We start from the raw sequence: 25702 nt of genomic DNA, 5'->3' as shown, positions 1-25702 counted from the left end.
ATTCGATGGCCGACGTCCATATCGATTACGACGAAATCCGCAGCACGGCCACGCGGATGGGTACCAAGCTGACCGACATCTCCAATGAACTCAGGGACCTGGAGACCCAGGTCGGGAACCTGCTCCACGACGGCCTGGTGTTCGAGAAGGCCAGCCCCGCCCTGCAGGAGGCGTATCGCACCTTCAACGAGCAGATGAAGTCCTCGGCGGCGAACATCTCCGCCTACGCCAAGAATTTCACGGACATCGCCGACTCGCTCGGCAGCTCCGACACCAAGCTGATGGGCGACATCAATGCCGCCGTCGCGAAGATGAAGGCCGACGCGGCGGCCCACAAGTAGTCGGCGATCCCACCCCGTGTGGACGCCCGGGGCCGGTCGTCACCCTCCCGTCGCCGCAAGGGCGGAGACGCGAAGGTGACGACCGGCCCCGGCACTCCCGTCAGCCGTCCAGAACCGTGAGCGGCACCTGGACCGCGATCGCCGCGCCCGAGTCGCCCGCGGTCCAGCCCCGGCCCGGACTCAGTGGTGTGCGCACCTGCTCGGCCGACAGCCGGACCCCGATCAGGTCCGCCTCGCCGAGCGACTTGGGCCCGAGCAGCAGGCCGCGCCGCGAGCGCCGGGCCATGCCGACCCAGCCCAGCGAACTCATCGACTCGGCCAACCCCGCCAACAGCAGCCCCTGACCGTGGTCGCGGCCGGAAGTCGCGATCCGGCGCAGCACCGAGTCGGCGGCGCAGGCCAGCATCAGATCGGCGTCGTCCACCACGACCACCACCGGGTGGTCCCGCACCGCGCTCAACGCCTCCGTCAGCACCTCCGGCTCCGGATCGGGGTCGGTGAGCACCTGCGCCAAGCCGTGCGCGGCGAGCTTGCGCAACTGTGAATCGCGCGGGGTGAGAACGACCAGCCGGGTGCCGCCCATCAGCAGCGACACACACATCGCGGCCAGCGCCGTGGTGCGCCCGCTGCGCGGCGGTCCGGCGACCATGAACGACCCGCCGCCGCCCGCGAAGTCGTAGCCCAGCGGCTCGACCGCGTCGCCACCCACGCCGAGCAGCGCCCAGAACGGCTTGCGCAGAGGTTGCGGCACCCGATCGTGCGCCTCCTGGAAGCCGATCAGCGTCGGCATCTCGTTGATCCGGAACGGCCTTCGTACGTCGGGCACGTTGCTGTCGCGGATGGTCGCCCGCCGACCCAACTCCCGCATCGCCTCGGCCTGGTCGCTCTGGTCGCTCGCCGACGTGTCCTCCCCGTCGACGGCGCCCGCGGCGACGGCCGACTCGGAGATCGAGGGCAACAACGCGATCTGCGCCTCGATCGCCCCCGGCGCGAGCCAGCCCCGGCCCGGGGCCACCAGCGCCGGAATGCTGTCGCGGGGCATGCCGATGAGCGTGTAGTCGCCCGGGTCGGTCTGACGCAACAGCAGCCGATGGTCGTTGTGCGCGGCGAGTCGCCCGCCGAGCAACAGCCGTTCCGATGTGGCGATGACATGGATTCCCGCCCCCTGGCCCTCGCGCAACAACCGCACGAAGTCGGCGTACAGCCGGCCGCCGTCGTAGTCGTCGAGCATGGTGCTCAGCGCGTCCCAGCCGTCCACCATGAGCACCATGTGCGCCGGCCGGCGGTCCTTGTCCACCTTGCTCCGCACCTCGGTGATGTCCGCGCAGTCCTGCTGCGCGATCAGCCGCTGCCGGAGGGTGAGTTCGGCGGACAGCCGGTTGATCAGCCGCTCCATGCGCTCCGCGTCGTGACGCGAGACGACCGCGCCGCAGTGCGGCAGCGCCTCCAGCACGTTCAGGCCCCCGCCGGCCGAGTCGATCGCGTAGATGTGCAGGTCGGAGCAGGCGATGGTGAGCGCCGCGGCGCCCGCGACGGTGCGCAGCACCTGGGTGCGGCCCGAACGCGGTGCGCCGATGACGTACAGGTGCCCGAAGTTCGCGAAGTCGATCGCAGCCGGCCGCCGGGCCTGCAGGTGCGGGATGTCGAGCAGGGCGTAGGGGACCACCGGCAGTGCGCCGGGTGCCGGCTCCGGGATGGCCGGCAACTCGTCCAGCCGCATGCGGCCGTCCATCGGCGGGAGCCAGGGACTGGGCTGCGGCCGGAAGTCGGGCAGCCGGTCCGCCGCTTCGCGCAAGGCGTCCACCAGGGCGCGCAGGTCCGTCGGCCGTTCCTCGGCTTGCGCCGTCATCCGGTCCTGGTACGGGTCGAAGTGCGACTCCGGTCCCGGCTCCAAGTCGGCGTCGGCGTCGGCTTCGGAGAGGTCGATCGGGCGGCCGAGGCGCTGCCAGCCGAGTCGGATCCCGCGTACCCGCCGGGGCGCGGCGACCTCGGCGACCGAACTCGGGACCGCACCGGGGCGTTCCGCGCCGACGAAAGCGGTCTGGAACGGCGTGGGCGCGCCCTCGCCGCGGCGGACCAGGGCCCGTCCCGGGTTGTTGGGCGAGATCCCGGCGGCCTCGATGCCGTCGATGATGTCCTGGCTCTCCGAGCGGTCGGTCACCCGCAGTGCCATGCGCAGGTTGGTGTTGGCCTTGATCTCGTTGCTGACCGAGCCGCCCGGCCGCTGGGTGGCCAGCAGCAGATGCAGGCCCAGTGAACGGCCGCGCTGGGCAAGGCTGATCAACCCGGGTACGAAGTCGGGTAGTTCGCGGACCAGGGTGGCGAACTCGTCGATGACCAGGAGGAGACGGGGCAGCGGAGGCAGGCGTGGGTCACGCGCGCGCTTGATCCGATACTCGGTGTGGTCCTTGGCCTCGACCTCGTTCAGGACCGTCTCGCGGCGGCGCAGTTCGGCGTCCAGCGAGGCCAGTGCCCGCTTGACCAGGTGTCCGTCGAGGTCGGTGATCATGCCGAGCGTGTGCGGCAGTTCGGCACATTCGCGAAACGCGCTGCCGCCCTTGTAGTCGACCAGCACGAAGGTCAGCTCGTCCGGCCGGTTGACCGCGGCCAGCGACGCGATCATGGTCTGGAGCAGTTCGGACTTGCCGGAGCCCGTGGTGCCGCCGATCAGGCCGTGCGGCCCGTCGCGCACCAGGTCCAGGCGCAGCACACCCTCGTATCCGCTGCCCAGGACGAATGTGGTGGACGCCGGGCGGCGCGCCCATGTGCGAAGCAGCGCGTCCGCGTCCGGCGGTTCCTGGCCGATCAGCGGCAACAGCGCGACCTCGGACGGCAGTCCGGAGTCGCTCTCCACGGTGACGTCCCGCACCGGCGCGACGGCGCGCGCGACCTCCTCGCACCAGGCGGGGTCGACCAGGTCGGCCCGGATGCCCTTCACCTCCGGTACATGGGACGCCTTCAGGTCGAGCCGGCCGCCGTTGGCCGTCACCACCGCCGTGCATTCCTCCGGCAACAGGTGTTCGCGTTCCTCGAGGCACAGACTGAACACGCGGACGGCCGGGCCGTTGGTCAACACGTCGATCATGCCCGGCACATCGCGCAGCCGGCGGGCGCCGTCCAGGATCACCAGGACGTCGGGTTCGCGCTGCAGGGTGGGGCCGAGGGCCGATTGCGCGGAGTCCAGGCGGGTCTGGACGTCGGAGATCAGCTCGTTGACCCGATGCGCGGTGCTCTCCGGGTCGGTGCCCAGGGCCACCACCGCAGCGCCCGCCCGACCCGGGCGCAGATGCGGCAGCCACCGTACCCACTGCCAGGCGTCGGCGTGCGCGTCCTCGGTGAGCACGACGATGCGCACGTCACGCGGGCTGTGCAGGACGGCGGTCTGGATCACCGCCCAACTCGCGATCCGACGCGCGATCTCCCCCGGGGCGCCGATCCCGACCACCCCGAAACCGGTCATCTCGACTCCGAACGGCACGTCCGCAAGCCGCCAGTTGACGTTTCGGTAGTGGCTCTCGCGCGCCTGGTCGTCGATGCTCTTGAGGGATGCGCGGGTGAGTGTGCCGAGTCGGATGGTCATGTGGTCGGAGTCGCGCCGGCGGCGCTGCCACAGCCCCAGGCCCGGTCCGGTCGCGGTCAGCAACACCGCCGCCGGATCCGGGAACGTCGTGTTGCGCAGCCCGCGTTCGTCCACGGTCGCGCGGCGCATCTCCGCTTCCAACGCCGACCGGCGGATGCGGTAGACCCGCTTCGCCTCCTGGTATTCCCGGCGCCCGGTGCGTTTGCCGGAAACCCAGTTGCCGATCGCCATCAGCGGCGTGAAGAGCACGAAGACGACGAAGAACAGACTCCGGAACAGGAACATCATCGCCAGGCCCATCAGCAGCGGGGCGATCATCATCAGGAAGGGGAACGGCCGCTTGCTGTTGTCCGTCGGCGGACCCATCATCCGGATCGTTTCGCCGTCCAGGTGCGGCGCGATGCGCGGCGGCCGGTTGTACTCGACGCCCAGCCCGTCCGCCGCCGGGCGTACCGCCGCCTCGGGTTCGTCCGGCGGGCCCAGGCGCAGGAGATGCTCACCGAGCGAGAGGTCGGCGTACGTCGGCCAGGGCAGTGAGCCGTCGTCGGGCGGCGGGAGGTAGCCGATCGGCGGCAATGGCGGTGCGACGGGCAGTCCGTCCGGACCCGGCGGCGGGGGTGCGGTGGAATGCCCGCCGGGGCCGCCCTCCTGCGCCCCGGCCGGCTCCTCGGCGGTGAGCGGCGTACCCGTGATCGGATCGACGGGCGGCGGCGGTGTGAGGCTGCGCAGTCCGCATCGGTCCGCGTCCGCGTCCTCCGGAAGGCCGACCGTGACCGACGCGTTCGTGCCGACGGTGATCCACGTGCCCTGCGCGGGTGCGTCGCCGCCGTCCAGACGCAACGCGCACGCGCGGTCCGTGCCGACCTCGTGACGCCCCGGGCCGAGCCGCCACACCCGGCCCGCCCCGGGGCCCGATACGTGCCGCACGGTCACGAGCACCGGATCGACCCCGGGTGGTCGCCACGCGCGCGTCGCGGTCTCGGTCGGCGCGGGGCGGTCAAGCCCGATCAACGCCCCGGCGCGGATGCCGCTCGCGCCCACGCGCACGTCGGGATTGAGCCGTCGATCCCCCAGGAACAGATCGGCGGCACCCAGCACTGAGCCGAGATCGGCGACGGTCGCCGACTCGGGGATGTCGAGCAGGTGATCGGCGCGGCGGCTCTGCGGATCGACGGTGGTGACGGCGAGATTCACGGGCATGCAACTCTCTCGCGGGGAGGGGAGGCGGCGAGACGACGAAGGCGGGGAAGGAGCGTGGGGCGGGTCGGGAGAACCGGGTCGGGGCATCGGGCGGGGACGGTCGGCAAGCCACTCGGGGCCGGGCCTACGACCGCGAACCCGGCGACGACGGCTCGGGGCCGGGGGGCGGATCGGCCGCGGGCCCGGTGCCGGCCGCGGGCCCCGAGCCGTCGATCGGCTCCGGGTCCGAGGTCGGTCCGCGTCGGGCCGACACGGCGGGTGCGCGGGGCTCGTGGTGTTCCGACGCCGTCGCCGCGCTCGACGTCCGGGAGGAGGGCCGGGGCACCGGTTCGCCGTCGGACGGAACCGGCTCGCGGTCCGCGTCGACGGCACGCGACCCGGTGCGCGCGGTACGCGCCGACGGTCCGGACGCGCCCGGAGCGGCCGACCGGCCCGACGACCGCGCCGGCGGGTCGGCGACCGCAGAACGAGCCGAGACCGCCGGCGCCGTGGTTCCCGCCGGTTCCGGCGTCGCCGCCGGTTCCGCCGTTCCCGCCTGCGTCCGCGCCGCTCGCGGCTCCGGAGCCGCGGTCGTGTGCTTCTCCTCGGCGAACCACTCGGCGTCGCCCGCCCCGGGCCGGGAAACCGGCGCGGGCACAGGCGGGAGCACCGGCGGAATGGTGGGCAGCACGTCGGCGAGCGCCGCACCGAGCGCGTTGCACCAGACCACCAAGGGAGTGCCCGGTACGGCGACCCGACCGTGCACGTCGGTCAGCAGCGTCCGTACATGGCCGCGCCCCGGGCCGCCGAGCACCAGGCGCAGCGAGGGCGAATCACCCGGTGGCTCGGCGAGTTCGGGGGGCAGCGGGTCCGGTGGTTCCGGGGTGACCAGGAACGTGGGCAGGCCCAGTCGAGGCGGCTTGGCGCGGGCGTTTCGGTACGCGTCCCGTACCGGCAATCCCGGTACGTCGCGGTGCACGCCGTCCGCGACCACGACCTGCCCACCCGGCAACCGGGCGTCCAACTGCGCCGCGACGGCCTGGAACAGGGCCGGCCCCGACCGCGGATCGCCCTGTACGCACACCATCGGCGGGCCGACCACGAGGTCGAGGAATACGCAGTCCCGGTCGCGCTCGCCCAGGGCCACCACGACCGGTCTGGTCCCGTCGGCGTCCGGCGTGACCGACGGCAACTCCGCCCTGGCGGCGGTCCACGCCCAAGCATCGTCCGGCACCGGCCGCCAAGGGCCCGAAGGCGGCGGCATGTCGGCGGCGGCGAACAGCACGGTCACCGTGTGGTCGCCGACCAGGGCGGCATACGGCTGACCGGGAGCCGCGGCGAACTTCGCGGCGACCAGGGCACGTTCCGCGTCCCGCCAGGTCACGCTCGCGCCCAACCGCCGGGCCAGAAGCCGCACCGAGCGCCGATACCGCAGCCAGGCCCGTACCGGAGCGGTGAACGCGTACACGGTCAGGGCGATTTCCCGACACAGCCGGCGCCAGGCGGCTTTCCACCCGCCGAGTCGCATCGCGACGAAGCGGATGATCAGGAAGAACACCAGGGCGGCGGCCGCGATGCCGCCCCAGCGGAGAATCGCGTCGCGATGGTTCGCGAAGAAGTCGAGCGGATCGGTGTTCCTCATGTGCCGGGCAACCCTCTCCATCGAACGCCCATCGGGAGCACCCGGTCGCGGTGCCGCGCCCTCGACGCGACACACCGGGAACGAGGTCCCGGGTGATCATTCCGCACTGCGCTCCTCCAGAGCCTGGCGCAGGGCGCGGATCGCGTAGTGGGTACGGGACTTCACCGTTCCGACCGGTATACCCAGGATCTCGGCGGCCTGCTTGAGGTCGCGGTCGCGCAGCACCGTCTCGGCCAGTATTTCGCGATGTGCCCGGGTCAGTGCGGGCAGCGCGTCGGCCACGGCCATCTTCCAGAGCAGAGGCTCCCAGGGATCCTCGGCCGGTAAGAACTCCAGCGGTTCGGGGCCGCACTCCTGCGGCCGGGCACGGCGCGCGCGACGGTCGTCCATGACGATCCGGCGCGCCACCGTCGCCAGCCACGGCATGAGATCGGACGTGTCCGCGGCGATGCTGCCCCCGTGGCGCCACGCGCGCAGCATGGTCTCCTGGACGACGTCCTCGGCCCACGGTCGATCCCCGCCGGTGAGCTTGAGGCAAAAGGACAACAGAGGCGCGGAATAGCGCCGATAAACCAATTCGGTGAGTTTCGCGAGTTCCGCGAGTTTGGTGTCGTATGTCGAGCGTGTCTGATTGCCGGTATCATGATCACGGGTACAGAAGGACGTCACGGCCTTGGCCTCTCGCTTCCCCCCGATGTGTCGGCTCGGACCGCGAACGATAACTACGCCGCGCGACGAGTCCGTTGGATCTGCGCTTAATTTGAGGATTCCGTGTCCACCGCTTGCCGGAGGCGCGAGTATCCGCCCACAAAACGCCGCCCGATTCTGGATTCGTCCGGGTATCGATGAATTGATGGGTCGGTGGTCGAACCGCGACGAGATCGTTTACCGCTTCGCGGAGAGATATCGGTTGGCGGTGGGTCGCCGGCGCCGGTCGGTGTGGGTCGGGCGCCCGAGGGCAGAAGGACAACCACACGGAGCCCGCGCGAGGTCCGGGCGCGACGAAGGACCGAGAAAAAAAGGGGCACCCCGTGGCAGGAACGACGGATCCTCGACAGGAACTCCTGCACGGCCTGACCGTCGACCGGAGCCGGGCGGAGGCGCCCGTGCTGTTGGACGGTTCGGGCCGGCCGATCGCCACGTGGCGGGAGAACTACCCCTACGACCGCAAACTGGGCCGGTCCGCCTACGACCGCGAGAAGCGGTTGCTGCAGATCGAGTTGCTCAAGCTGCAGCGGTGGGTCAAGGAAACGGGGCAGCGTCTGGTCGTCGTCTTCGAGGGTCGCGACGCCGCGGGCAAAGGCGGCACCATCAAGCGGTTCACCGAGTTCCTCAATCCGCGCGGCGCCCGCGTGGTCGCGCTGGACAAGCCGACCGAGCGAGAGCAGACCCAGTGGTATTTCCAGCGTTACGCGGCGCAACTGCCGGCGGCCGGCGAGATCGTTTTGTTCGACCGGTCCTGGTACAACCGGGCCGGTGTGGAGCGTGTGCTGGGCTTTTGTACCGACGACGAGTACCGACGTTTCCTACGCCAGGCTCCGGCGTTCGAACGCATGCTCGTGGACGACGGTATTCACCTGACCAAGTTCTGGTTCTCCGTCTCCCGCACCGAGCAGCGCACCCGCTTCGCGATCCGCCGGATCGATCCGGTGCGGCAATGGAAACTCTCCGCCACGGACCTGGCGTCTCTCGATCAGTGGGACGCCTACACCGAGGCCAAGGTCGCCATGTTCCGCGCGACGGACACCGAGCAGGCACCGTGGACGGTGGTCAAGACCAACGACAAACGCCGCGGCCGGTTGGAGGCCATCCGCTCCGTACTCGCCCGGCACGACTACTCCGGCAAGGATCCCGACGTCGTCGGTGTTCCCGACCCGCTGATCGTGGGCGCTGCCCAAACGCTCCTCGAGGTCGGCGAGGACGACCAGGACCTGTCGCCCACGCCACTGGCCGGCGAGGCCCACGGCCGGGGCTCCCATCCGAACGAGGCCCACGGCCGGGGTTCCCATCCCGGCGCGGAGTCCCACCCCGCACCGCACACGGCGGCCGACCGCGAGCGGTGATCGACATCCGCCCTCGCGGCCGGCGACTTCGTGTCAGCGGTCGCGGGTGACGGCAAGCGCGACCTCCGTCCAGTGCTGCGCGGATACGTCCTGATAGACCCCGCGCACCGTCAGTAGTTGACCGCGGCTGTCCAGGACGGGTTCGGCGATGACCCGGATGCGTCTGATCACGCCGTCGGAACGCTCCAGACGGAAGGCGACGGTGGCGTTGCGGTGGTGGTGGAGCAGGGTGCGCAGGAAGCGGTCGAGGGCGGCGCCGTCGTCGGAGTGGGCGTGCTGCGGCAGGTCCCGCAGGGGGACGGGGGCGGCGGTGTGGGGGAGTCCGTGCAAAGCGAACAGGGATTCGCTCCAGGTGATTCGGCCGGTGAGCGCGTTTTCCTCGAATCCCCCTATGCGGCCCAGGCGTTGGGCGTGGTGCAGGAGTTTCGCCAGGCGTGTGCTCTCGTCTTCGACGCGCCAGATGAGCAGGACGGCGTCGCCTTGCCGGCTCGCGGCCACGTCGGCGGTCGCGTCCAGCGGTACCTGGTCGACGAGCGCGGTCAAGGTCGCGCGTTCGGCGCGATAGGGCTCCCCGGTGGCGTAGACGCGTTCGACGATGTCGTAGAGGCCGCCGGCGCCGGCGGCCGGCGGGTACGCCTCCAGGAAGAGCGAATTCGTGACGAGCCCTTGGGGGCGTCCGGCGGGGTCGACGAAGCGTCGGTTGACGTGGTGGATGCGGAAGTCGGCGAGCCGTCCCTGCTCGTCGAGATGGGGGACCAGGACCAGGGCGGAGTCGCGGAGGCAGTCGGCGATGTCCACCGGTTCGACGGGCCCGGAGTCGGTGGCCGCGCGGGCCGGGGTATGGATCTCCATCGTGTGGGCGCTCAGTTCCGCGAGGGTTTCGATCTGGCGTCGCACGCACGCGGGTTGTGCCGGGAGGGCGTGCGGCCAACAGATCTCCAGGACGCCGTGGACGCGGCCCCGGTGCCGGCCGGCGTGGCGGCGCGAGCGCCCGCGAGGTGGTGGCGGCCGATGGAGGGGATGCCGGCCTCGCACAGCGCGGGGATCCAGACCCAGTCCAGGTCGGCCAGGGCCTGGCGGGCCACGGTCGCGACGCCGGGCGGGACGTGACGCCATGCGCAGTCGCTCGACGGTCGCGGCCAACCGGCCCGTCGCGGAGATCGATTGCCACAGCCGGTATCGGGTCGGTGTGGCGCCGTCCGGCTCCTGTGGCTCGGCTTCGAGCGGGGCAGGCACGGAAGGCTCCGGCGCGTCGGATGCCGCGCGGTGCGGGTCGGTGCTCATCGTGGGCTCGGCTCGTCGTGGGCGGATGTCACCGTGTCAGCCGGGCGAAACCGTCTCACGGCGCGAGGTGGCGGTGCAGGACGGCGAGCAGATCCTCGGTGTCCACGGGCTTAGGGAACACGGCGCCCTGCTCTGCAACACCGATACCGGAGCCCCCTGTGGGAGCGGACCCCTGAGGAATACCGGTTTTCGCACGGAACGCCCCGGCGCCGGCCGCTCCTTCGGGTGACGCCCCGCGTCGATCGCCACGCCCTGATCGAAGCGATCACGGACCCGGCTTCCCGGTGGTCCCCTGGGCGGGGCCGGGTTCGTCGCGGGTTGTGCTCGGCGTTCCGTGGCGAGTCCGGGTCCCGATCGGCCGCCGCGGACCGATTCGTCCGGCCTGGCCGGCACTGGTACACGCCCTTTCGGTCCTCGGTGATCGCACGCTCGACACGGCCATTCGCCAACCATCCGGATGCGGTGGGTGTCGTGTCGTGTTTCGCTGATCAGAAGTGTCCGGGTCTGTCGTGCGCGGGGACGCGCGGGATGTGCGTGGTCGCGGCCCGTCGTTCGAGTCGCGGGCCCCTCGCCCGTCCGGGCGTCGCGGGTCCGTGGCCCGTTCTCGCGTCGAGGTCTCGAGAAAGGACCGACGGTGCAAATCTCGGGGATTGTGGGCGCCCTGGTCCTGGTGGGGTTGGGCATCTCGATGCCGTCGTGTGGCGCACAGGCTCGGGCCGTGCCCCCACCCCCGCCCCCGCCGCCCCCGCCCTCCTACAGTTGCTGCACGGCGCCGCCGACCACGCCCCCCGAGTCGTCGACTCCTCCTCCCCGTAGCAGCCCACCCCCTTCCCGAGGCCCGTCGCGCACCCCCGTCCCCGGGGCGCGTCCGGTTCTCGTGCTGACGCCCGCCGGGGGAGGCGCCGGCACGACGGTGACGGTCGTCGGCTCGGGCTTCGTGGCCTGTGCTCGCGGCTACCGCGTCGACATCTACTGGGACGGTGCCGGCATCGCGCCCTTTACCGTGCCCGTCGCCCCGAATGGCGGATTCAGTGCCCGACTGGTGGTCCCGAAGGGTGTGTCGAAGGGAAGCCACGAGGTTTCGGCGCGATGCGGCACGGCCGATCGTGCCGACGCCTCCTTCGAGGTGTCGGCCGGGGCCCGACCGGGATCACCACCGGTGCCCGGGTCTCCGTCGCGACCTACCGGGACCCGATCCCCGTCGTCGTCCGCCGCGGTGGTCGACACCGGAACCGGCGCCGGGGCAGGCACGGGATGGGTGATCGGGATGCTGGCGGTCGGCGGCTTCCTGGCGGTCGCGCTGGCCGGCTACGTGGGCTTCTTCCGCCACCGGCAGCGGGGGCCCCGTTGGACCCGCCGACATGTTCGCGCCGTCATGCGGGGCCTCGCGACGGAGGGGGTGCAGGACGTCGAGCAGATGCGCGGGCCGAGCCCGACGGTGCGCCTGGAACCTCGTTCCGACCCCGGTCGACAGACCATCGAGGAGGTGGACCCGTGACTGCCGATGTGGCGCAGCCCGCGTCCGTACGCGAATTGTTGTTCGGTGACGACAGTGAGGTGGCCGCGGCAAGTCTCGTGGACGCGGCTCGTGAGCACGAGGTGGCCGCGATGCTCGGGCGTGGGTCCCGGAGCCTGACCGGCGCCGCGGGTCAGACCGTCGAGCGTGAGGTCGCCTCGATGGTCAACAACTTCCTGAGCCTGGATCTGCTCGATCTGGCGGCGGCCGGATGGGCGAAACACGCCGCGATGGTCGAGGCCGCGCGGCGTACCCGTGCGGCTCCGGAGACCGAGGAGGTCGTCGCTCTGGCGACCCACCGGATCACGTCCACCCACCGTCCCTGCGTCGATCTGACGGTTGACGGCGCCCGGGTCGGGAGCCTGGAGATCTGCCTCACCGTCGCCTTCGACATCGAGGGGATGCTCGCCGTCATCCGCCGGGCCCACTTGACGTCGCTGCGGTGCGGCACCTGCACGACCACCGGCACTCTGGCAATGCAGCAGGCAGTGGTGGCCAGCCGCCGCTGCTCTTTGGACCTGCCCGGCGCCATGCAACTCAGGTCCGGCATCGCCCTCCTCCCCGCGGCGCAGGACCCGACTCCGCCACAGGCACCGCCTGGGCAGGCATAGCCGGCGACGGCTTCCCCGGGCAGGCATGGTGGCCGCGCTCCTCGCCCGTGATCGACTCGCCGGCGGCGGCGGCGAGGGTTCGTCACCCGGATGGTCGTGCTCGCGAAAGCAGTTCGCGGACCTTCCCCTTCCTTGGCAGCGCCCGGTTCGGGCCGCCGCTTCGCGCGAGAGCCGATGACGGATGACCCGACCGGATGCCCTTACGCCCGGCGCGCTCGTGCGGTTGGATGAGACCCACGTGTCCGGATCAGCCGAAGGGAGCGCCTGTTGGCCTCGCCACGAACTCGCCTCGCCCGTCGCAACTTGCTCACCGTCGGGGCTGCGACGGCACTGGGCCTCGTACTTCCGGCGAGCACGAGCGCGGGTGCGAGTGCCTTCGCGGCGGCGCGCGAGGAGGGGATCCTTCGGCGGCTGGGCCGACTAGAGGAGCAACACGGCGCGCGGCTCGGGGTGTTCGGCTTCGATCCGGCCACCGGGCGGTACGTGGGTTACCGGGAGCAGGAGCGTTTCCCGATCTGTTCGGTGTTCAAGACCGTGCTCGTCGCGGCCGTCCTGCGGGACCTGGATCGGAACGGCGAATTTCTCGCCGAGCGTATCCACTACACCGAGCAGGACGTCACGCGTTCCGGCTACGCGCCGATCACCGGCCGACCCGAGAACCGCGCACACGGCATGACGGTGGCCGACCTGTGTGCGGCGGCCATCACCCACAGCGACAACACCGCGGCCAACCTGCTGCTCCGTGCGCTCGGCGGCCCGGCGGGCGAGGCCGCCGGCCCGCATGCGGTCACCCGGTTCTGCCGCTCCGTCGGCGACCCGGTGACCCGCCTGGACCGTGTGGAACCGGACCTGAACTCGGCCGAACCCGGGCGTGACACCGACACCACCAGTGCCCGGGCCATCGCCGGTACCTACGCCCGACTCACTCTCGGCACCGCCCTGGCCCCCGCGGATCGTGCCCGCCTCGGCGGATGGCTGCTGGCCAACACCACCGGCGGCAACCGCATCCGCGCGGGCCTGCCCTCCGACTGGAGCGTCGCCGACAAGACCGGCACCGGCGCCTACGGCACCACGAACGACGTGGCCATCACCCGCCCACCCGGCCGCGGCCCGCTCGTCCTGGCCGTACTCTCCACCACATCCGACGCCCACGCACCCGCCGACGAACCCCTCCTCGCCGAGGCGGCCGCCCTTGTCGCGGCACACCTCGCCTGACTTCGATCGACCACCACCACACTCGAACCTTGTGCGCTGCCCGTCGGATGCGTGTCCCTCGGGTACGAGTCCGCCAGGCGGCTCTCGCGACCTTGTTCGGCCGGCGGGTCGGCGGCGATGGCGTCCTCGGCCTGTGTCATGTCGGCGTGGCAGGTGAGCGCGGCGCGTCGCAGGTCGGGCTCGGCTCGGGTTCGGGGGTCGCCGGTCTCGCTCAGGCGCGGTTGTCCACGCTTGGCACGACGGAGGCGGTGTCCGGGCGCGGACCGCGTGTGCGGTCGGTGGACAAGAGCCCGGCCAGGGACGCGGTGACGAGCGCGAGTAGGAGGACCAGGAGCAGGGCCAGGCGAAGGGTGACGTGGGTGGCCAGGAAGCCGATGAGCGGCGGCCCGGCGAGGAAGGCCAGGTAGCCGGTGGTGGAGACGGTGGCGACCGCCGGACCCGGGGCGCCGGGAAACTGCCGGCCGACGCCGCCGACCACGAGCGGGAACGAGCACGCGATGCCCAGACCGACGGCTGCGAACGCCGGTACCACCAGCCATGGGATGGGCGCCGCGATCGCGACCGCGGCGGCGGCCCCGCTCACCAGCGCGCCGAAGCGCACCATGGAAACGGGGCCGAAACGCGCGGCCGCGCGGTCACCGGTGAGCCGCCCGACCATCATGGCCAGTGCGAACACCACGTAGCCCGCGCCCGACACCCCGGGCTGCGCGTGCACCGCATCCGCGAGGTACACCGTGCCCCAGCCGGTGATCACACCCTCGATGAGCAGCACGGACAGCCCGACCGCGAATACCCGTTCGGCCTGCGGATCGCCCGCCGCCCGGGGCCCACCAGCAGCAGGTGCGCGCCGAAGTCCGGATCGACGTGGTCGGTGAACGCCTCGATCACGCCCGGGATGTCCTTGACCCGGTCCCAACGACTCACCTGCGTCACCAGCGGTGTACCCACCGGCAACGGCTCGGCGCCGCGATCGATCCGAGCCGGAGGGCGAGGGAGCAACTCGGGGAAGGCATCGCCGGCGTCCGGCTCGGTGCCGGCGGGACTCGGCTGCCGGAAGACGCCGATGCGTGCCATCAAGCGCGACGCGTCCACGGCGGGATGCAGCGGCAGATTCTTCGGTGCCGGCGGATTGATGGACGGCGGCAGGACGCGGATCGCCACGTCGGGCAGCCCCGCGGGCAACGCTCCGTCGTACGACGCGATGAAACCGTGCGCGGCGGACAGGTATCGACGCAGGAAGTGCCATGCGGGGCCCGCGGGTTCGGTGTGCAGAGGCGTGCCGATGTGACACTGCCACAACACCACGCACCCGGCTTCACGCAGGTACGGGATCAGGCCGGCCGTCTGGTGATCGTGCAGGACGACCACGCTGCGCCGACCCATGGCGCCGAGCAGCCGCTGCGCGGCGGCGCGGGTCACCTGTTGGTACAGGGCGCGTCCGTTCTCCGGGTCCGGCGGGTCCTCGTGTTCGTTGGCGGTCACCCCGCACAACCGGTAGTAGAGCGCCTTGGTGAAGGCGCGGAACGCTCGGTTGCCCTCGATCGTGGCCCATCGGGTGTCGATACCCTCACCGCGCAGGTGGGGCAGGGTGGTGCGGAGCAGTTCGGCGACCCCACCGCGCGTCGGATTGTCACTGACGTGCCACACCTCACGCCCGCCGAGGCGCGTGCGGGCCTCGCGCAGCGCGTCGCGTACTTCGGCCAACCGGGTTGCTCCGACGAGGTGTTCGAGGCAGGACAGGGGTGTCGCCGGCAGCAGCACCTCCGGGAGCGGAGAGGTCGGTCCGGGCGGCGGCGTGGGTGAGGCTTGGCCGCGAGGCCGGCTCGGAGTCGGGGTCGGGGTCGGGGCCGGGATCGGGGCCGGAGTCCGGTGGGTCCTCGGTGTGACGACCTTTGTGCGACGGCCGCCGGAGCCGGAATGGGGCGGCCCGTGCGGGTATCCGGTGTGGTTCATTGCGGGTGCCTTGCTGTGCGTGGAGGAAAGTGGCGGTGGGGTGACGGATGCGAGATGGCCGGCGGCCATGCGCCTCCCGATATGCGGTGCGGGGTTCGGCCTCGGCCTCGGAACCGGGCCGACCACGACGCCTGCCACTCACGATCGGCCCCTCGTTGTCCCGGGCGCCTGAGTCCGCTGTCCCCGACCGGTCCCGCTTTCGCCCGCGAGGCGGACGGAGCGCTCCGCACCCGCCGGCGCGTCAGTGCGCTGTCACCAAAAGGCCGTCGTGGGGGCGTCGGCGCGCGAGGCGGCGCCCGCGCGCCCGCGGGGTGGAACCGCGATGAAGTGGGCGAGGAAAGCGGATCGGAGAAGCGATTCGCCACACCCTCGACCCGAGCCGGAGTCGGCGGTGGCCGGCCGCTGCGGGATACCGGGCGTCGCTCGGATTGCCGTCCGCGCCGGGAACGAGCACGATGTGGCTGCCGGTGTGCCCGCCGGACCCGCTGGGAACCTCTCACCCGTCGGCCGGTGGATGCCAACCGCGGAAGCCGCGGACGTAAGGACGAAGGAAGGAGCGTGTCGCCGTGAAATGGCGAATCCAGCCGCCCGCCCGGAAAGTCCGGGAGCCCGGGCGGCGGTTCCGGAAGGAACGAGATGTCCCGTACGGACAGGACGAAGCCGCTGTGGGTACGCCATGCGGCGCACCACCCCCGGCCGGTCCACGATCACCGCTACGGCGCCTGTGACCTGCCGCCGCACCCGACGGAGGAGGACCCGGACACCCGCTGCCGATGGGAAGACCCCGGCATGCTGCTGTCCGGCCGCACGTGCTGTGCGGGTTGCACCGTGCGCTCCTGCGTCAAGGAGCGGCAGCAGATGGCCAAGGCGGCCAACCGCAAGGAACGCTACGCGGGCCGGCGCGAGGCTCGCGGAGGCGGGATCGATCCGGCATGGGACCGGTGACCGCCGGCGGCCCTCACGTCGAATGAGCCGGCGCGAAAATCCGGGAGACGGGAGCAGCGAGAGCCGGGCGCGGCCCGCCGAAGCCGCCTCGTCACTTCCCTACCGAGGCGAAGATCGAAGGCGGCGTCGGGGGTGGCGGGCGGGGAGGCATTCGTGGCCGTTCACAAGCCTTCCGGATGACGGGAAAGCCATTGGGGGTGTGTGGCCTCGAGCGCGTCGCGTTCCGTCGGGCTTCGGGCGATCACGTCGAAGCCGCCGTCGTACGGATGCACCAGCCAGTCGAGCCCGATCGGAGCGAGGATGACGCCCGACGTCTCGTCGTCGGCGACGGAGCGCAGCAGCGGATCGAGAGCGGCCGGTGTGTTGGGCATGCTGCCCGCGTACAGGTGCGCATCGGCATCGGCTGGATCGCCCGAGCGCACGCTCCGCCAGTACGTGCCCGGGGCAAGTGTCGCCAACTCCCGTGACTGATCCGCCGGTTCGACGCGGTCGTCCCACGCGCAGGTGGCGACCACCAGGCGCGGCGGCGCGCCCAGGTCGGCGAGTACCGTGTGTTGCCGTTCGAGCAACACCCGGTACTCGCTGTCGTTTCGCGCGTAGCGCCGGGAGTCGGGCAGGCTGTGAAAGCGCACCCACCTGTCGGGGAACGCCCTTTTCAACAGGTGACCGAGTGGCGGGCACCCGCCCCAGTGTGTCCGCCAATCGGCGGACAATCGGGCGAGGTCGACATACCCGTCGGCGTGGCCTGGGCTCGCGCCTCTCCCCACGGTTGCTCCTCCTCACGAGACCGGCGATGCGTCGCACCCAACCGTCCCACTCCGGCGCCCCGACCGGCGATCCTCCCCGGCCGGCTGACCACGGTGGTCGGCCGGATCCGACGTCCTGCGATCGCGGCAGGGCCGCCCCGAGGCGTCCTACAACGACCAACTGCCCGAGTTCGTCGTGACGGCCGACAACGGCCCCGCGCCGGAGGACGAGGCGGTGCTCGCCGAATCGGTCGGAATCGCGCTCCTCGTCGTCCTCGAATCGCTTGGGCCCAACGGACGGCCGGCGTTCGTGCTGCACGATCTGTTCGCACCGCCGGGGCAGTCGCCGACAGGAAACAACGGAAACTCCCGACTACGCGACGCGGGCCGCCCACCCTCGCCAGGGCACGACCACGGGGCGCGGCTGGGCCTGCGCTTGGTCACACCGCCATGGCTGCCGGCCGCCATCGGGCTCGCAGGGCCGGTCGGCCGCCCACACACCACCGTTGCCGGGCGCCCGGTCGGCGGCTGCGCACCCGAGCCACCCCGCCCCCGGGCCACCGCAATCCCAACCCCCACGCCCAAGGCGCCGCAAACCCGAAGGTCCGCGGCGCCCTGCCCCCCATCCGGCTCCCCCACCGGAGGTCAGCGCGTGATCGTGCTCCGTCCCAGGGTCAGGCCCAGGCACGTCACGATCAGCCACGCCGGCATCGTCAACGCCGGCAGTCCGGGTACCGCCATGGCGACCATCGCCACGATCGGCGGCGCGGCGAACAGCACGCTCACCCAACCGATCCAGCGCGAGACGGTGCGTTCGCGCAACGCCATCCACGCCACGGCGCACGCCGCGACGAGCACGCCCAGCCAGCCGATATAGCCGCCGAAGTCGTTGAGCACGAAGTAGACGAGCCTGCCCTGGTCGTCGAACGAGGACGATTCGGAAGCGCCGTGGCCGTAGATCGCGAACGCGCCCTTCCAGCCGTATCCCAGGGCCAGCGCGCCGGCCGCGGCGGTGAGCCCCCCGCTCACCACACGCGCCGCCGTACTGCCCGGCACCCTCGGCTCGACGCGCCGACGCCACGAGGCGGCCAACAACAGGAGCAGACCCACCGTCAGATACCCGGCGTAGAAGCCGATCCGCGCCTTCGTCGGGTCCACCTCGGCGATCATCGCGGCCGTCATCGTCTCCTTGTCCTCGGCCACGTGCAGGTCGGTGACCAGGGTCGCGACGATGCCCAGCGCTCCCGCCGCAGCGCCGACCAAAGGCCACAGGGCGCGCCGGTGCGGGATGTCCTCGGCCACGGATTCGCTCGTGGTGGGCGGCAGTGGATCGGTGTATGTCATCGGTTCCCCCCGAATCGTCGTGCGCTGACGAGGAACACCGTCCCGCGCCCGGCGTCCCGGGCACGAGGGACGGCCGCCCCCGGTTGCCGGGCACCGGTTTCGGGCGCCGCGGCCGGTGCGAGAGCATGACGCCCGTGACCACAACGTCCGAAGTCGCCTTCCTCGGGCACGCACCCGCCTGGGTGCGGAACCTGCCCGACCGGACGCTCGTACGCATCGCCTGCGCCCTCGCCGGGATCGCGGTGGCCTGCTGCGCCGCCGTGCCGCCCACGCACGCCTGGGTGTCGGCGCGCGCCGACGTCACGCCGCTCTACTGGTCCGACCTGGTCCTGGGCGCCGTCTGGCCGGTGCTCGGCGCGTTCGTCGTGCGGGGGCGGCCGCGCAATCCGGTCGGCTGGCTCTTGGTCGCGCCCGTGACGATCGGGCCGTACCTGCTGCTCGCCCTGTACGGTGCCGCCTCCGCTCTGGGCGCCGTCGATCCCCTTCCGGGGGCTCGGGCCGCCGCGTGGGTCGGCTCGTGGGGGTTCTGCCTGTACTTCTTCGTCGTGCCGCTGCTCCTGCTGCTGTTCCCCGACGGCCGCCTGCCGTCGACGCGGTGGCGGCCGATCGCGTACACGCTGGTCACGATCGCGACGGTGACCATGCTCGCGGCCATGGTGCGCCCCGGGCGCCTCGACGTCTCGGACCACGTCGACAACCCGCTCGGGATCCCGGGAGGCGAGTGGATCCGCTACGTCGTGCTGGTGGGCGCGTTCACCACGCTGTTGCCGGGCACGGTGGTCGGCGCCTGCGCCGTACTCGTGCGCAGCCGGCGGGTGGTGGGCGTGCGCCGCACCCAGTTGCAGTGGCTGCTGCTCGGCAGCGTGGTCCTGGCCGCCGGGCTGTGTCTGGCGCCGCTCACGGTGCACGACAGTGTGCTCAGCGACGTGGTGATGGGCGTCGCGCTGTCCGCGCCCGCCCTCGGCATCGCCATCGCGATGTTGCGACACCGCATGTTCGACGTGGAGTTCGTGCTCAACCGCACGATCGTCTACGTCGTGCTGAGCGCGCTCACGGCCGGTCTGTACGCGGCGATCGTGCTCGGCATCGGTAGCGTCGCGCCGGGTTCGCCGACCGGCGTGCTCGCGGTGGCGGTGCTCGCGCTGGTCGCCGCGTCCGGACGCGGAGCGGTGCAGGCCGCGGTGGATCATTGGTTGTTCGGCCATCGGCACGACCCGTACGCCGTGGTCGCGCGGGTCGGTCGGCACGTGGCACCGGCGTCCGAACCGGCCGAGGCGTTGCAGCGCCTCGTGGACGCGCTCGCCCGGGCGCTGCGGTTGCCGTACGTGGCCTTCCACGGCGACGTGTCCGCCTCCGCCGGCGCGCCCGTCGCGGGGTGGCGGACGGTGCCCGCGTACGCGCTCGGGCAGCGGCTGGGCGAACTGCGCGTGGGGCTGCGGCGACCGGACGAGCGGTGGACGCCCGAGGAACAGTCCGCCGTCGAGGAGGTCGCGGCGCGCGCGGCGACCCTCGCCTACGCCGCGGGGCTGGTCGCCGACGTCGCGGACAGCCGGGCGCGCATCGTCACCGCGCGCGAGGAGGAGCGTCGCCGGATCCGGGCCGACCTGCACGACGGTGTCGGGCCCGTACTCGCCGGCACCGCGCACCAACTCGACGCCCTGGCCCGCAGGTTGGCGGCGCGTGGGGACGAGGATCTGGCCGAGCGCGCCCGCGCGGTGCGGGATCGGCTGCGCCAGGCGGTGGCCGACGTGCGCAACGTCGTGCACGGGCTGCGTCCGCCCATCCTCGATCAGCTCGGCCTGGCCGGGGCGTTGCGCGACCTGGTCGCGGGCTACGAGACGCCGCACTGCGCCGCCTCGATCGGGTCCGGGCTGGAGGGGTTGCCCGCCGCGGTGGAGGTCGCCGCCTACGCGATAGCCGCCGAGGCGATCTCCAATGCGATCCGGCACAGTGCGGCCGGGGAACTGCGATTGGGCGCGGGAATTCGCCCGGATGGGACATTGGTGGTGGAGATCAGGGACAACGGATGCGGGGTGCCCGCGCGACCGCACGCGGGGGTGGGCCTGCGGAGCATGGGCGAACGAGCGGTCGAGGTCGGTGGCAGGCTGGACATCCGCCCGGCCAAGGGCGGCGGCACCATCGTGCGGGCGGAGCTGCCGGCGTGAGCGCGGTACGGGTGCTGATCGTGGACGACCACCCGGTGTTCCGCGCCGGCATGGCGGCGATCCTGGAGGACTTCGACGACATCCTGACGATCGGTCAGGCCCGGGACGGCGCCGAGGCGTTGGAGCGGGTCGCCGCGCTCGATCCGGACGTCGTCCTGATGGACCTGCGGATGCCCGGCGTCGGCGGTCTGGAGGCGACGGCCCGTATCGGTACCGGGTTTCCGCGCACGGCGGTGATCGTGCTGACCATGGACGAGGACGACGACACGGTGTTCGCCGCACTGCGTGCCGGGGCTCGCGGGTATCTCCTGAAGGAGGCCGACGGAGACGACATCCGCCGCGCCCTGCTGGGCGTGGCCCGCGGCGAGGCGGTGTTCGGTCCGCGGATCGCGCAACGCGTCCTGTCCTTCTTCGCCGGCACGTCGAGCACCGCGCGCGGCGCCGGCCCCTTTCCCCAACTCACCGACCGGGAACGGGAGATCCTCGATCTGCTGGCCCGCGGCCTGCCCAACTCCGCGATCGCGACCCGGTTGGTGCTGTCCGAGAAGACGATTCGCAACCGCGTCGCCGACGTCCTCGCCAAACTCCGCGCCCGCACCCGCGCCGAGGCGGTCGCACTGGCCCGGGACGCGGGTCTGGGGGAGGGGCCGGCATAGCGTCGCCTGGTCCCGGCCCGGGTGGTCGGCCCGGACTCGATCCGCCCGGGACGGATTCGCTCGGGACCGATTCGCCCGGCTCGGTCCCGACCCGCCTGGTTCCGACCCGCTCGCTCCCGGCTCGGGCGGTTCCGAGCCGACCGCACCCGGCCCGAACTCTCCCGAGCCGCATCTTCCCGATCCGCTCGGCCCGGCCCGGGCGGATCGGGACGGTCCGGCTCGGGCCGGTCGGGCCCATGCGAATGCCACGTCGCCGACGAAGGCACCCCCTAGGTCTTCGCCTTCACCCGCAGCACGTTCGCGCCCGCGATCAGGCCGAAGGACAGCGCCGTCACCACGCCGAACGAGGCCACCAGCGACGTCGCGTGTGCCAACCCGCCGATCAGCGACGGAGCGATCAGGCCCGAGGTGTAGGTGACCGTCGCGACGCCCGCGATGGCCTGGCTCGCGTTGGGGCCGCTGCGCGCCGCCGCCGCGAAGGCCAGCGGGACGACGACCGCGATGCCCAGGCCGAGCAGGCCGAAGCCCGCCATCGCGAACGCCGGGGCCGGCGCGGTGACCACCAACAGGCCGCCCGCCGTGGCCAGTACGCCCCCGGCGCGCACCGTGCCGACCGGGCCGAACCGGTCCACGACCGCGTCGCCCGCGAACCGCGCCACCGCCATCATCAGCGCGAACGCCGTGGTGGTCGCCGCCGCCAGGCCCGCCGACGTGCCGAGTTCGTCCTTCAGGTAGACCGCCGACCAGTCCAGGCTCGCACCCTCCCCGAACACCGCGCAGAAGCCGACGATGCCGATCAGCAGCGCCGACTTCGGCGGCAGCGCGAAGCGCGGCGGGGCTTCCTGGTCCGGATCCGGCGACACGTCCAGCACACCGCGCGTGGCCGACAGGCCGAGCAGCAGCAACACCAGGGCGGCGCCCAGGTGGTGGAGCCGCGCGTCGAGGTCCAAGTGCGCGGCGAGGGTGCCGACGGCGGAGCCGATCAGCACCCCCAGGCTCCACATGCCGTGCAGGCCCGACATGATCGACCGACCCAGCCGGTTCTCGGTCTCCACGCCGAGCGCGTTCATCGCGACGTCCGGCATTCCGGCCGACGCGCCGAACACGAACAGCGTCACGCACAGCACGACCAGGTTCGGCGCCGACGACGGCAACGCGAGCGCCAGTGTCCACAGCGACAGCAGGATCCGCAGCGCGAAGCGCGCGCCGAGCCGGTGGCTGATCGCCGCGGCGAGCGGCATCGCGAGTGACGCGCCGATCGCCGGGAATGCCAGCGCGATGCCCAACTGCCCCGGGCCGATGCCCGCGTGGTCCCGGATCCACGGCACGCGGGTGGCGAAGTTGCCGATCACCGCGCCGTGCACGGCGAACACCGCCGCGATGGCCCAGCGCGCGCGGATGACACGCGCCCGCTCCGCGAGACCCTCGACGTCGCCGGGGTCGGTCCCGGGCGCGGCGGCCGGGGCCGGCGCGGGGACGGCCCCGGCCGTTCCGCCGTCCGTCACCGTCGCCCCTCCGTACCGCGAGCGCCGTCCGCATCACGGTTGTTCGCGGCGGCACGCTCGGTGGCCTGCCAGACGACATCGCCCCTGTAGCGCGGCCCCCGGCGCCGCCGGGCCGCCCGCGCGCGCGGATCGAAGGCATCCGTGATGCCGGGCCTCGGGGTGACGGCGGTGACGCCGGTGGGACCGCCGATGCCCATTTCCCGCCCCGGGCCACAGCGGACCGCCTGAATGGCACCGACGATGCCGGCCGCCTGAATCGCTTCAAAAGACATGAAACCCTCCCTGGGTCGCCGGCTCCGCCTCCCCGCCGGCCGACGCTAAACTATCAGGGAGCCTTCCTGAAAGAAATATCTGCGAGGATCGACCCCATGCCTCCTGCCTCTCCCAGCACCGCCCGAGCCCACAACGACCGGCTCGCCCTGCGGCTTCTCCAGCAGCAGGGCCCGCTGACGGCGGGGCAGCTCAAGGCGCTCACCGGACTGTCCCGCCCGACCGTCGCCGACCTCGTCGAACGTCTGCAGGGTTCGGGTCTCATCCACGACGTCGGCGAGTCCGCGACCGGCCGGCGGGGCCCCAACGCACGGCTGTACGGGATCGTCGCCGACATGGCACACCTGGCCGCGCTCGACGTCCGTACCGAGACCGTCAGCGTCGTGATCGCCGACCTCCTCGGCACCCGCCTCGGCGACGCCGTCGCGCCCATCGACATCAGCGGCGGCATCCAGGCGGCCGTCGACCAGACCACCGCCCTCGTCGAACGCGCCGCACGCGACGCCGGTGCCACCCGCCTGCACAGCATCGGCATCGGCGCGCCGGGCCTGATCGACCCCGGCACCGGCGAACTGCGCCAGGCACCGAGCCTCCCCGCCTGGCACCGCAGCCTCGCCGGCGCCCTCGAGGACCGCCTGCGCGCCACCGTCCACGTGGAGAACGAGACCAACCTCGCCGCCCTGGCCGAACGCCGTCTCGGCGTCGCCCGCGAGTACGAGACGTTCGTGCTCATGTGGCTCGCCAACGGCATCGGCGCGGCCGTCATCCTCGACGGAAAACTGCGCCGCGGCGCATCCGGTGGCGCCGGCGAGCTCGGCTTCCTGCCGGTCCCCGGCACCGACGGCCTGCCCTCGCGCGACGGCTGCGACGGAGGCTTCCACTCGCTGGTCGGCAACCCCGCGGTATGCGAACTCGCCGAACGGCACGGGCTCGGCCACCTCATCCCGACCATCCACACCCCGCACGGCGAGCCGATCGAGCCGCTCGGCGCCACCGTCGTCCGCGCCGCCCACGACGCCGGCCCCGCGGGCTCCGCATTCCTCGACGAGTTCGCCGGACGCCTCGCCCTCGGCGTCTGCGCCGTCACCGCCGTCCTGGACCCCGGCTGCGTCGTCCTCGCCGGCGAACTCGGCCACGCCGGCGGCGACGACCTCGCCGAACGCGTCCAGGCCAAGGTTGCCGCGCTCTCCCCGGTCGACACCGTCGTCCGCGCGACCACCCTCGGCGGCTCCGCCGTCCTCCAAGGCGCCCTCTTCGCCGCCCAACAGGCCGCCCAGGACGCGCTGTTCCCCTCCGGCAACTGAACGCGCCCGCCGACCCCGACCCGTCGGAAGTCGCCGCCTCCCGGGCCTGATGCGAGCACCGGGACACCATTCGCGCCACGTTGCCCCCGAATCCGTCATCGCCGAAACGACGCCGCCCGACTGCACCGCGTTGTTCCCGAATCCGCCGCAGTTCCAGGACTGGGTGAGCGGCTGCGCGTCACCCACCGCGTCGATCGCCCGCACAGTCAGTACATGGGCGCCGACGGTGGCCGGCCGGCTCGCACTCCAACCCCGCCAGGCCCACCGATGTTCGTCTTCCGGGGCGAGGTCCGCCGCACTCCAGGTACCCCCGTCATCCGCGCTCACCTCGACCCGGGCAACCGTTCCGAACCCGGACCATGCCCTCCCCTCCAACAGCACCGGGCCGGGCCGCACCACCCGAGCCCTCGACATGAAGTCCGGAAACCCGGGCGGAATCATCAACGCCCTCGGGGCCATCCGCGTCACCGGCTCACCCGGCTCGTCCCGCTCCCGGCGATACCGATATGCCACCGCCTGCCGGAAGCCCGCGAACGGCTCGGCGACCAGCGTGATCTCCCGCAGCCATTTCACCTGCGCCATCCCGTACCACCCCGGCACCACCAAGCGCAGCGGGCAGCCGTGTTGCGGGGGCAGCGGCGCCCCGTTCATGTCGTACGCCACCGACACCTCCGGCTCCGGATCGCTCGCGGTGCATACCGCCGTCGGCGGACTGCGCCGGTAGTCCTGCTCGACGCCGCGCTCCACGCCGTGGTCGGCCCCGCCGAAGACCGCCTCGACGGCATCGGGTTCCACTCCGGCCTCGGCAAGCAGCGGGCGCAGCGGCACCCCGGTCCACTCGGCGGTGCCCACCGCCTCGACCAGCCACGGCTGACTGATCGGCCGAGGCGTCAGTCGCGCCCGGCCGTTGCCCGCGTACTCCATCGTCACGCGATGGGTGACGGCCGGGAAGGACCGCAGCGTCCGTATGTCCAGGGTCAGCGGTGTCCGTACCCGACCACCCACCACGAGGCGCCAGTCGTTGATCCGGGCGGTGGGGATGTCGTAGTGGATGAGCAGGTAATGCAGTCCGGGCGGGGTCACATCGTGGCGCAGAGCCTCCAACGGCAGGCCGTGGTTACGCGTCGCGAGCGCCAATTCCTCCGGACTGATGCCCTCGTCGGGACCGGCGAGCGTCCCGGGGGGCTGATGTCGCCCATGCCATGGCTCATTGATCCATGGCGCGCTCCGGCCCGAGTCCGGGCATCCGCTGCGAAACCGCGCGACTCGCGGATCGGCGGGCGGATCCGCGGTGAGTCGGAAGGGCCGGAAGAGCCGGTCGACGCGGCCGGGGGATCGGCCCCGGGCGGCACCGGCCGACCCGTGAGCTCGCGACAACATCGA

18 protein-coding genes and 2 pseudogenes are annotated in these 25702 nt (G+C 72.3%); 9 read left to right on the top strand and 11 right to left on the bottom strand.

All coding sequences use genetic code 11. From position 1 onward, the window contains the following. The first annotated feature begins 5 nt into the window (after nucleotides 1-5). Entirely contained in the window at nucleotides 6-341 is a 336-nt protein-coding gene (locus A3IC_RS0100320; RefSeq protein WP_020548060.1) for a WXG100 family type VII secretion target, read from the top strand. Between the two features lie 100 nt (nucleotides 342-441). Here A3IC_RS0100320 and A3IC_RS0100315 read toward each other — a convergent pair whose 3' ends face one another. The 3 genes from A3IC_RS0100315 to A3IC_RS0100305 all read right to left on the bottom strand — a co-directional run bounded on the left by A3IC_RS0100315 (nucleotide 442) and on the right by A3IC_RS0100305 (nucleotide 7411). Further along, nucleotides 442-5121 (bottom strand): FtsK/SpoIIIE domain-containing protein, encoded by a 4680-nt coding sequence (locus A3IC_RS0100315; protein ID WP_020548059.1) that lies wholly within the window; start codon nucleotides 5119-5121, stop codon nucleotides 442-444. A 124-nt stretch (nucleotides 5122-5245) separates the two neighbouring features. Continuing rightward, the gene (locus tag A3IC_RS51710) at nucleotides 5246-6742 is read right to left on the bottom strand and encodes a hypothetical protein (RefSeq protein ID WP_052173151.1); all 1497 of its coding nucleotides are present in this window, start codon (nucleotides 6740-6742) and stop codon (nucleotides 5246-5248) included. A 96-nt stretch (nucleotides 6743-6838) separates the two neighbouring features. Beyond that, on the bottom strand, nucleotides 6839-7411 hold the full coding sequence (locus A3IC_RS0100305) for a sigma-70 family RNA polymerase sigma factor (protein ID WP_020548058.1): 573 nt from the start codon (nucleotides 7409-7411) through the stop codon (nucleotides 6839-6841). A 362-nt stretch (nucleotides 7412-7773) separates the two neighbouring features. On the opposite strand from A3IC_RS0100305, the gene ppk2 reads away from it, so the two are divergent. Further along, nucleotides 7774-8805: a polyphosphate kinase 2 gene (ppk2, locus tag A3IC_RS0100300; protein WP_020548057.1), complete on the top strand. Its 1032-nt coding sequence runs from the start codon at nucleotides 7774-7776 to the stop codon at nucleotides 8803-8805. Nucleotides 8806-8841: 36 nt separating this feature from the next. Here the strand turns inward: ppk2 and A3IC_RS51705 are convergent. Next, nucleotides 8842-9953: pseudogene (locus A3IC_RS51705) on the bottom strand (antitermination regulator); the annotation flags it as partial. Nucleotides 9954-11305: 1352 nt separating this feature from the next. Between A3IC_RS51705 and A3IC_RS68220 the strand changes: the two are divergent. The 3 genes from A3IC_RS68220 to bla all read left to right on the top strand — a co-directional run bounded on the left by A3IC_RS68220 (nucleotide 11306) and on the right by bla (nucleotide 13431). After that, nucleotides 11306-11587 (top strand): hypothetical protein, encoded by a 282-nt coding sequence (locus A3IC_RS68220; protein ID WP_158695758.1) that lies wholly within the window; start codon nucleotides 11306-11308, stop codon nucleotides 11585-11587. After that, nucleotides 11584-12216, top strand: a complete 633-nt coding sequence (locus A3IC_RS0100280; RefSeq protein ID WP_020548053.1) for a hypothetical protein — start codon at nucleotides 11584-11586, stop codon at nucleotides 12214-12216. Before A3IC_RS68220 ends, A3IC_RS0100280 begins: the two co-directional genes overlap by 4 nt. 303 nt (nucleotides 12217-12519) lie before the next feature. Then, entirely contained in the window at nucleotides 12520-13431 is a 912-nt protein-coding gene (gene bla / locus A3IC_RS0100275; RefSeq protein WP_020548052.1) for a class A beta-lactamase, read from the top strand. A gap of 211 nt (nucleotides 13432-13642) precedes the next feature. Here bla and A3IC_RS64070 read toward each other — a convergent pair whose 3' ends face one another. Continuing rightward, the gene (locus A3IC_RS64070) at nucleotides 13643-14203 is read right to left on the bottom strand and encodes an MFS transporter (protein WP_020548051.1); all 561 of its coding nucleotides are present in this window, start codon (nucleotides 14201-14203) and stop codon (nucleotides 13643-13645) included. Further along, nucleotides 14182-15192 (bottom strand): glycosyltransferase family protein, encoded by a 1011-nt coding sequence (locus tag A3IC_RS68215; protein ID WP_020548050.1) that lies wholly within the window; start codon nucleotides 15190-15192, stop codon nucleotides 14182-14184. The genes A3IC_RS64070 and A3IC_RS68215 overlap by 22 nt, the downstream gene beginning before the upstream one ends. A gap of 828 nt (nucleotides 15193-16020) precedes the next feature. Here A3IC_RS68215 and A3IC_RS0100255 point away from each other — a divergent pair. Further along, a complete protein-coding gene (locus A3IC_RS0100255; RefSeq protein WP_020548049.1) occupies nucleotides 16021-16329 on the top strand; it encodes a hypothetical protein in 309 nt (102 codons plus the stop codon). A 161-nt stretch (nucleotides 16330-16490) separates the two neighbouring features. Here the strand turns inward: A3IC_RS0100255 and A3IC_RS0100250 are convergent, their stop codons facing one another. Both A3IC_RS0100250 and A3IC_RS0100245 read right to left on the bottom strand, forming a co-directional pair. Continuing rightward, nucleotides 16491-17096 (bottom strand): DUF3885 domain-containing protein, encoded by a 606-nt coding sequence (locus A3IC_RS0100250; RefSeq protein ID WP_425387281.1) that lies wholly within the window; start codon nucleotides 17094-17096, stop codon nucleotides 16491-16493. 624 nt (nucleotides 17097-17720) lie between these two features. Then, nucleotides 17721-18419, bottom strand: coding sequence for a DUF4386 family protein (locus A3IC_RS0100245; protein ID WP_020548047.1), 699 nt, complete (start codon nucleotides 18417-18419; stop codon nucleotides 17721-17723). Between the two features lie 125 nt (nucleotides 18420-18544). On the opposite strand from A3IC_RS0100245, the gene A3IC_RS70465 reads away from it, so the two are divergent. Continuing rightward, on the top strand, nucleotides 18545-20584 hold the full coding sequence (locus A3IC_RS70465; RefSeq protein ID WP_020548046.1) for a sensor histidine kinase: 2040 nt from the start codon (nucleotides 18545-18547) through the stop codon (nucleotides 20582-20584). Beyond that, a complete protein-coding gene (locus A3IC_RS0100235; RefSeq protein ID WP_020548045.1) occupies nucleotides 20581-21240 on the top strand; it encodes a response regulator in 660 nt (219 codons plus the stop codon). Before A3IC_RS70465 ends, A3IC_RS0100235 begins: the two co-directional genes overlap by 4 nt. A gap of 269 nt (nucleotides 21241-21509) precedes the next feature. On the opposite strand, the gene A3IC_RS0100230 is transcribed toward A3IC_RS0100235, so the two are convergent. Next, nucleotides 21510-22745 (bottom strand): MFS transporter, encoded by a 1236-nt coding sequence (locus A3IC_RS0100230; RefSeq protein WP_020548044.1) that lies wholly within the window; start codon nucleotides 22743-22745, stop codon nucleotides 21510-21512. Beyond that, nucleotides 22742-23017 (bottom strand): hypothetical protein, encoded by a 276-nt coding sequence (locus A3IC_RS0100225; RefSeq protein WP_158695757.1) that lies wholly within the window; start codon nucleotides 23015-23017, stop codon nucleotides 22742-22744. Before A3IC_RS0100225 ends, A3IC_RS0100230 begins: the two co-directional genes overlap by 4 nt. 96 nt (nucleotides 23018-23113) lie before the next feature. Between A3IC_RS0100225 and A3IC_RS0100220 the strand changes: the two genes are divergently transcribed. Further along, nucleotides 23114-24319, top strand: a complete 1206-nt coding sequence (locus tag A3IC_RS0100220; protein ID WP_020548042.1) for an ROK family transcriptional regulator — start codon at nucleotides 23114-23116, stop codon at nucleotides 24317-24319. 186 nt (nucleotides 24320-24505) lie between these two features. Here the strand turns inward: A3IC_RS0100220 and A3IC_RS64055 are convergent. Continuing rightward, a pseudogene (locus A3IC_RS64055) lies at nucleotides 24506-25699 on the bottom strand (molybdopterin-dependent oxidoreductase); the annotation flags it as partial. Between the last annotated feature and the right edge of the window lie 3 nt (nucleotides 25700-25702).

Source organism: Embleya scabrispora DSM 41855, assembly GCF_000372745.1.
GTDB classification, from domain to species: Bacteria; Actinomycetota; Actinomycetes; order Streptomycetales; family Streptomycetaceae; genus Embleya; species Embleya scabrispora.
Note: the sequence above shows the minus strand (reverse complement) of the source record. Positions and strands in the feature narration are given on the sequence as shown.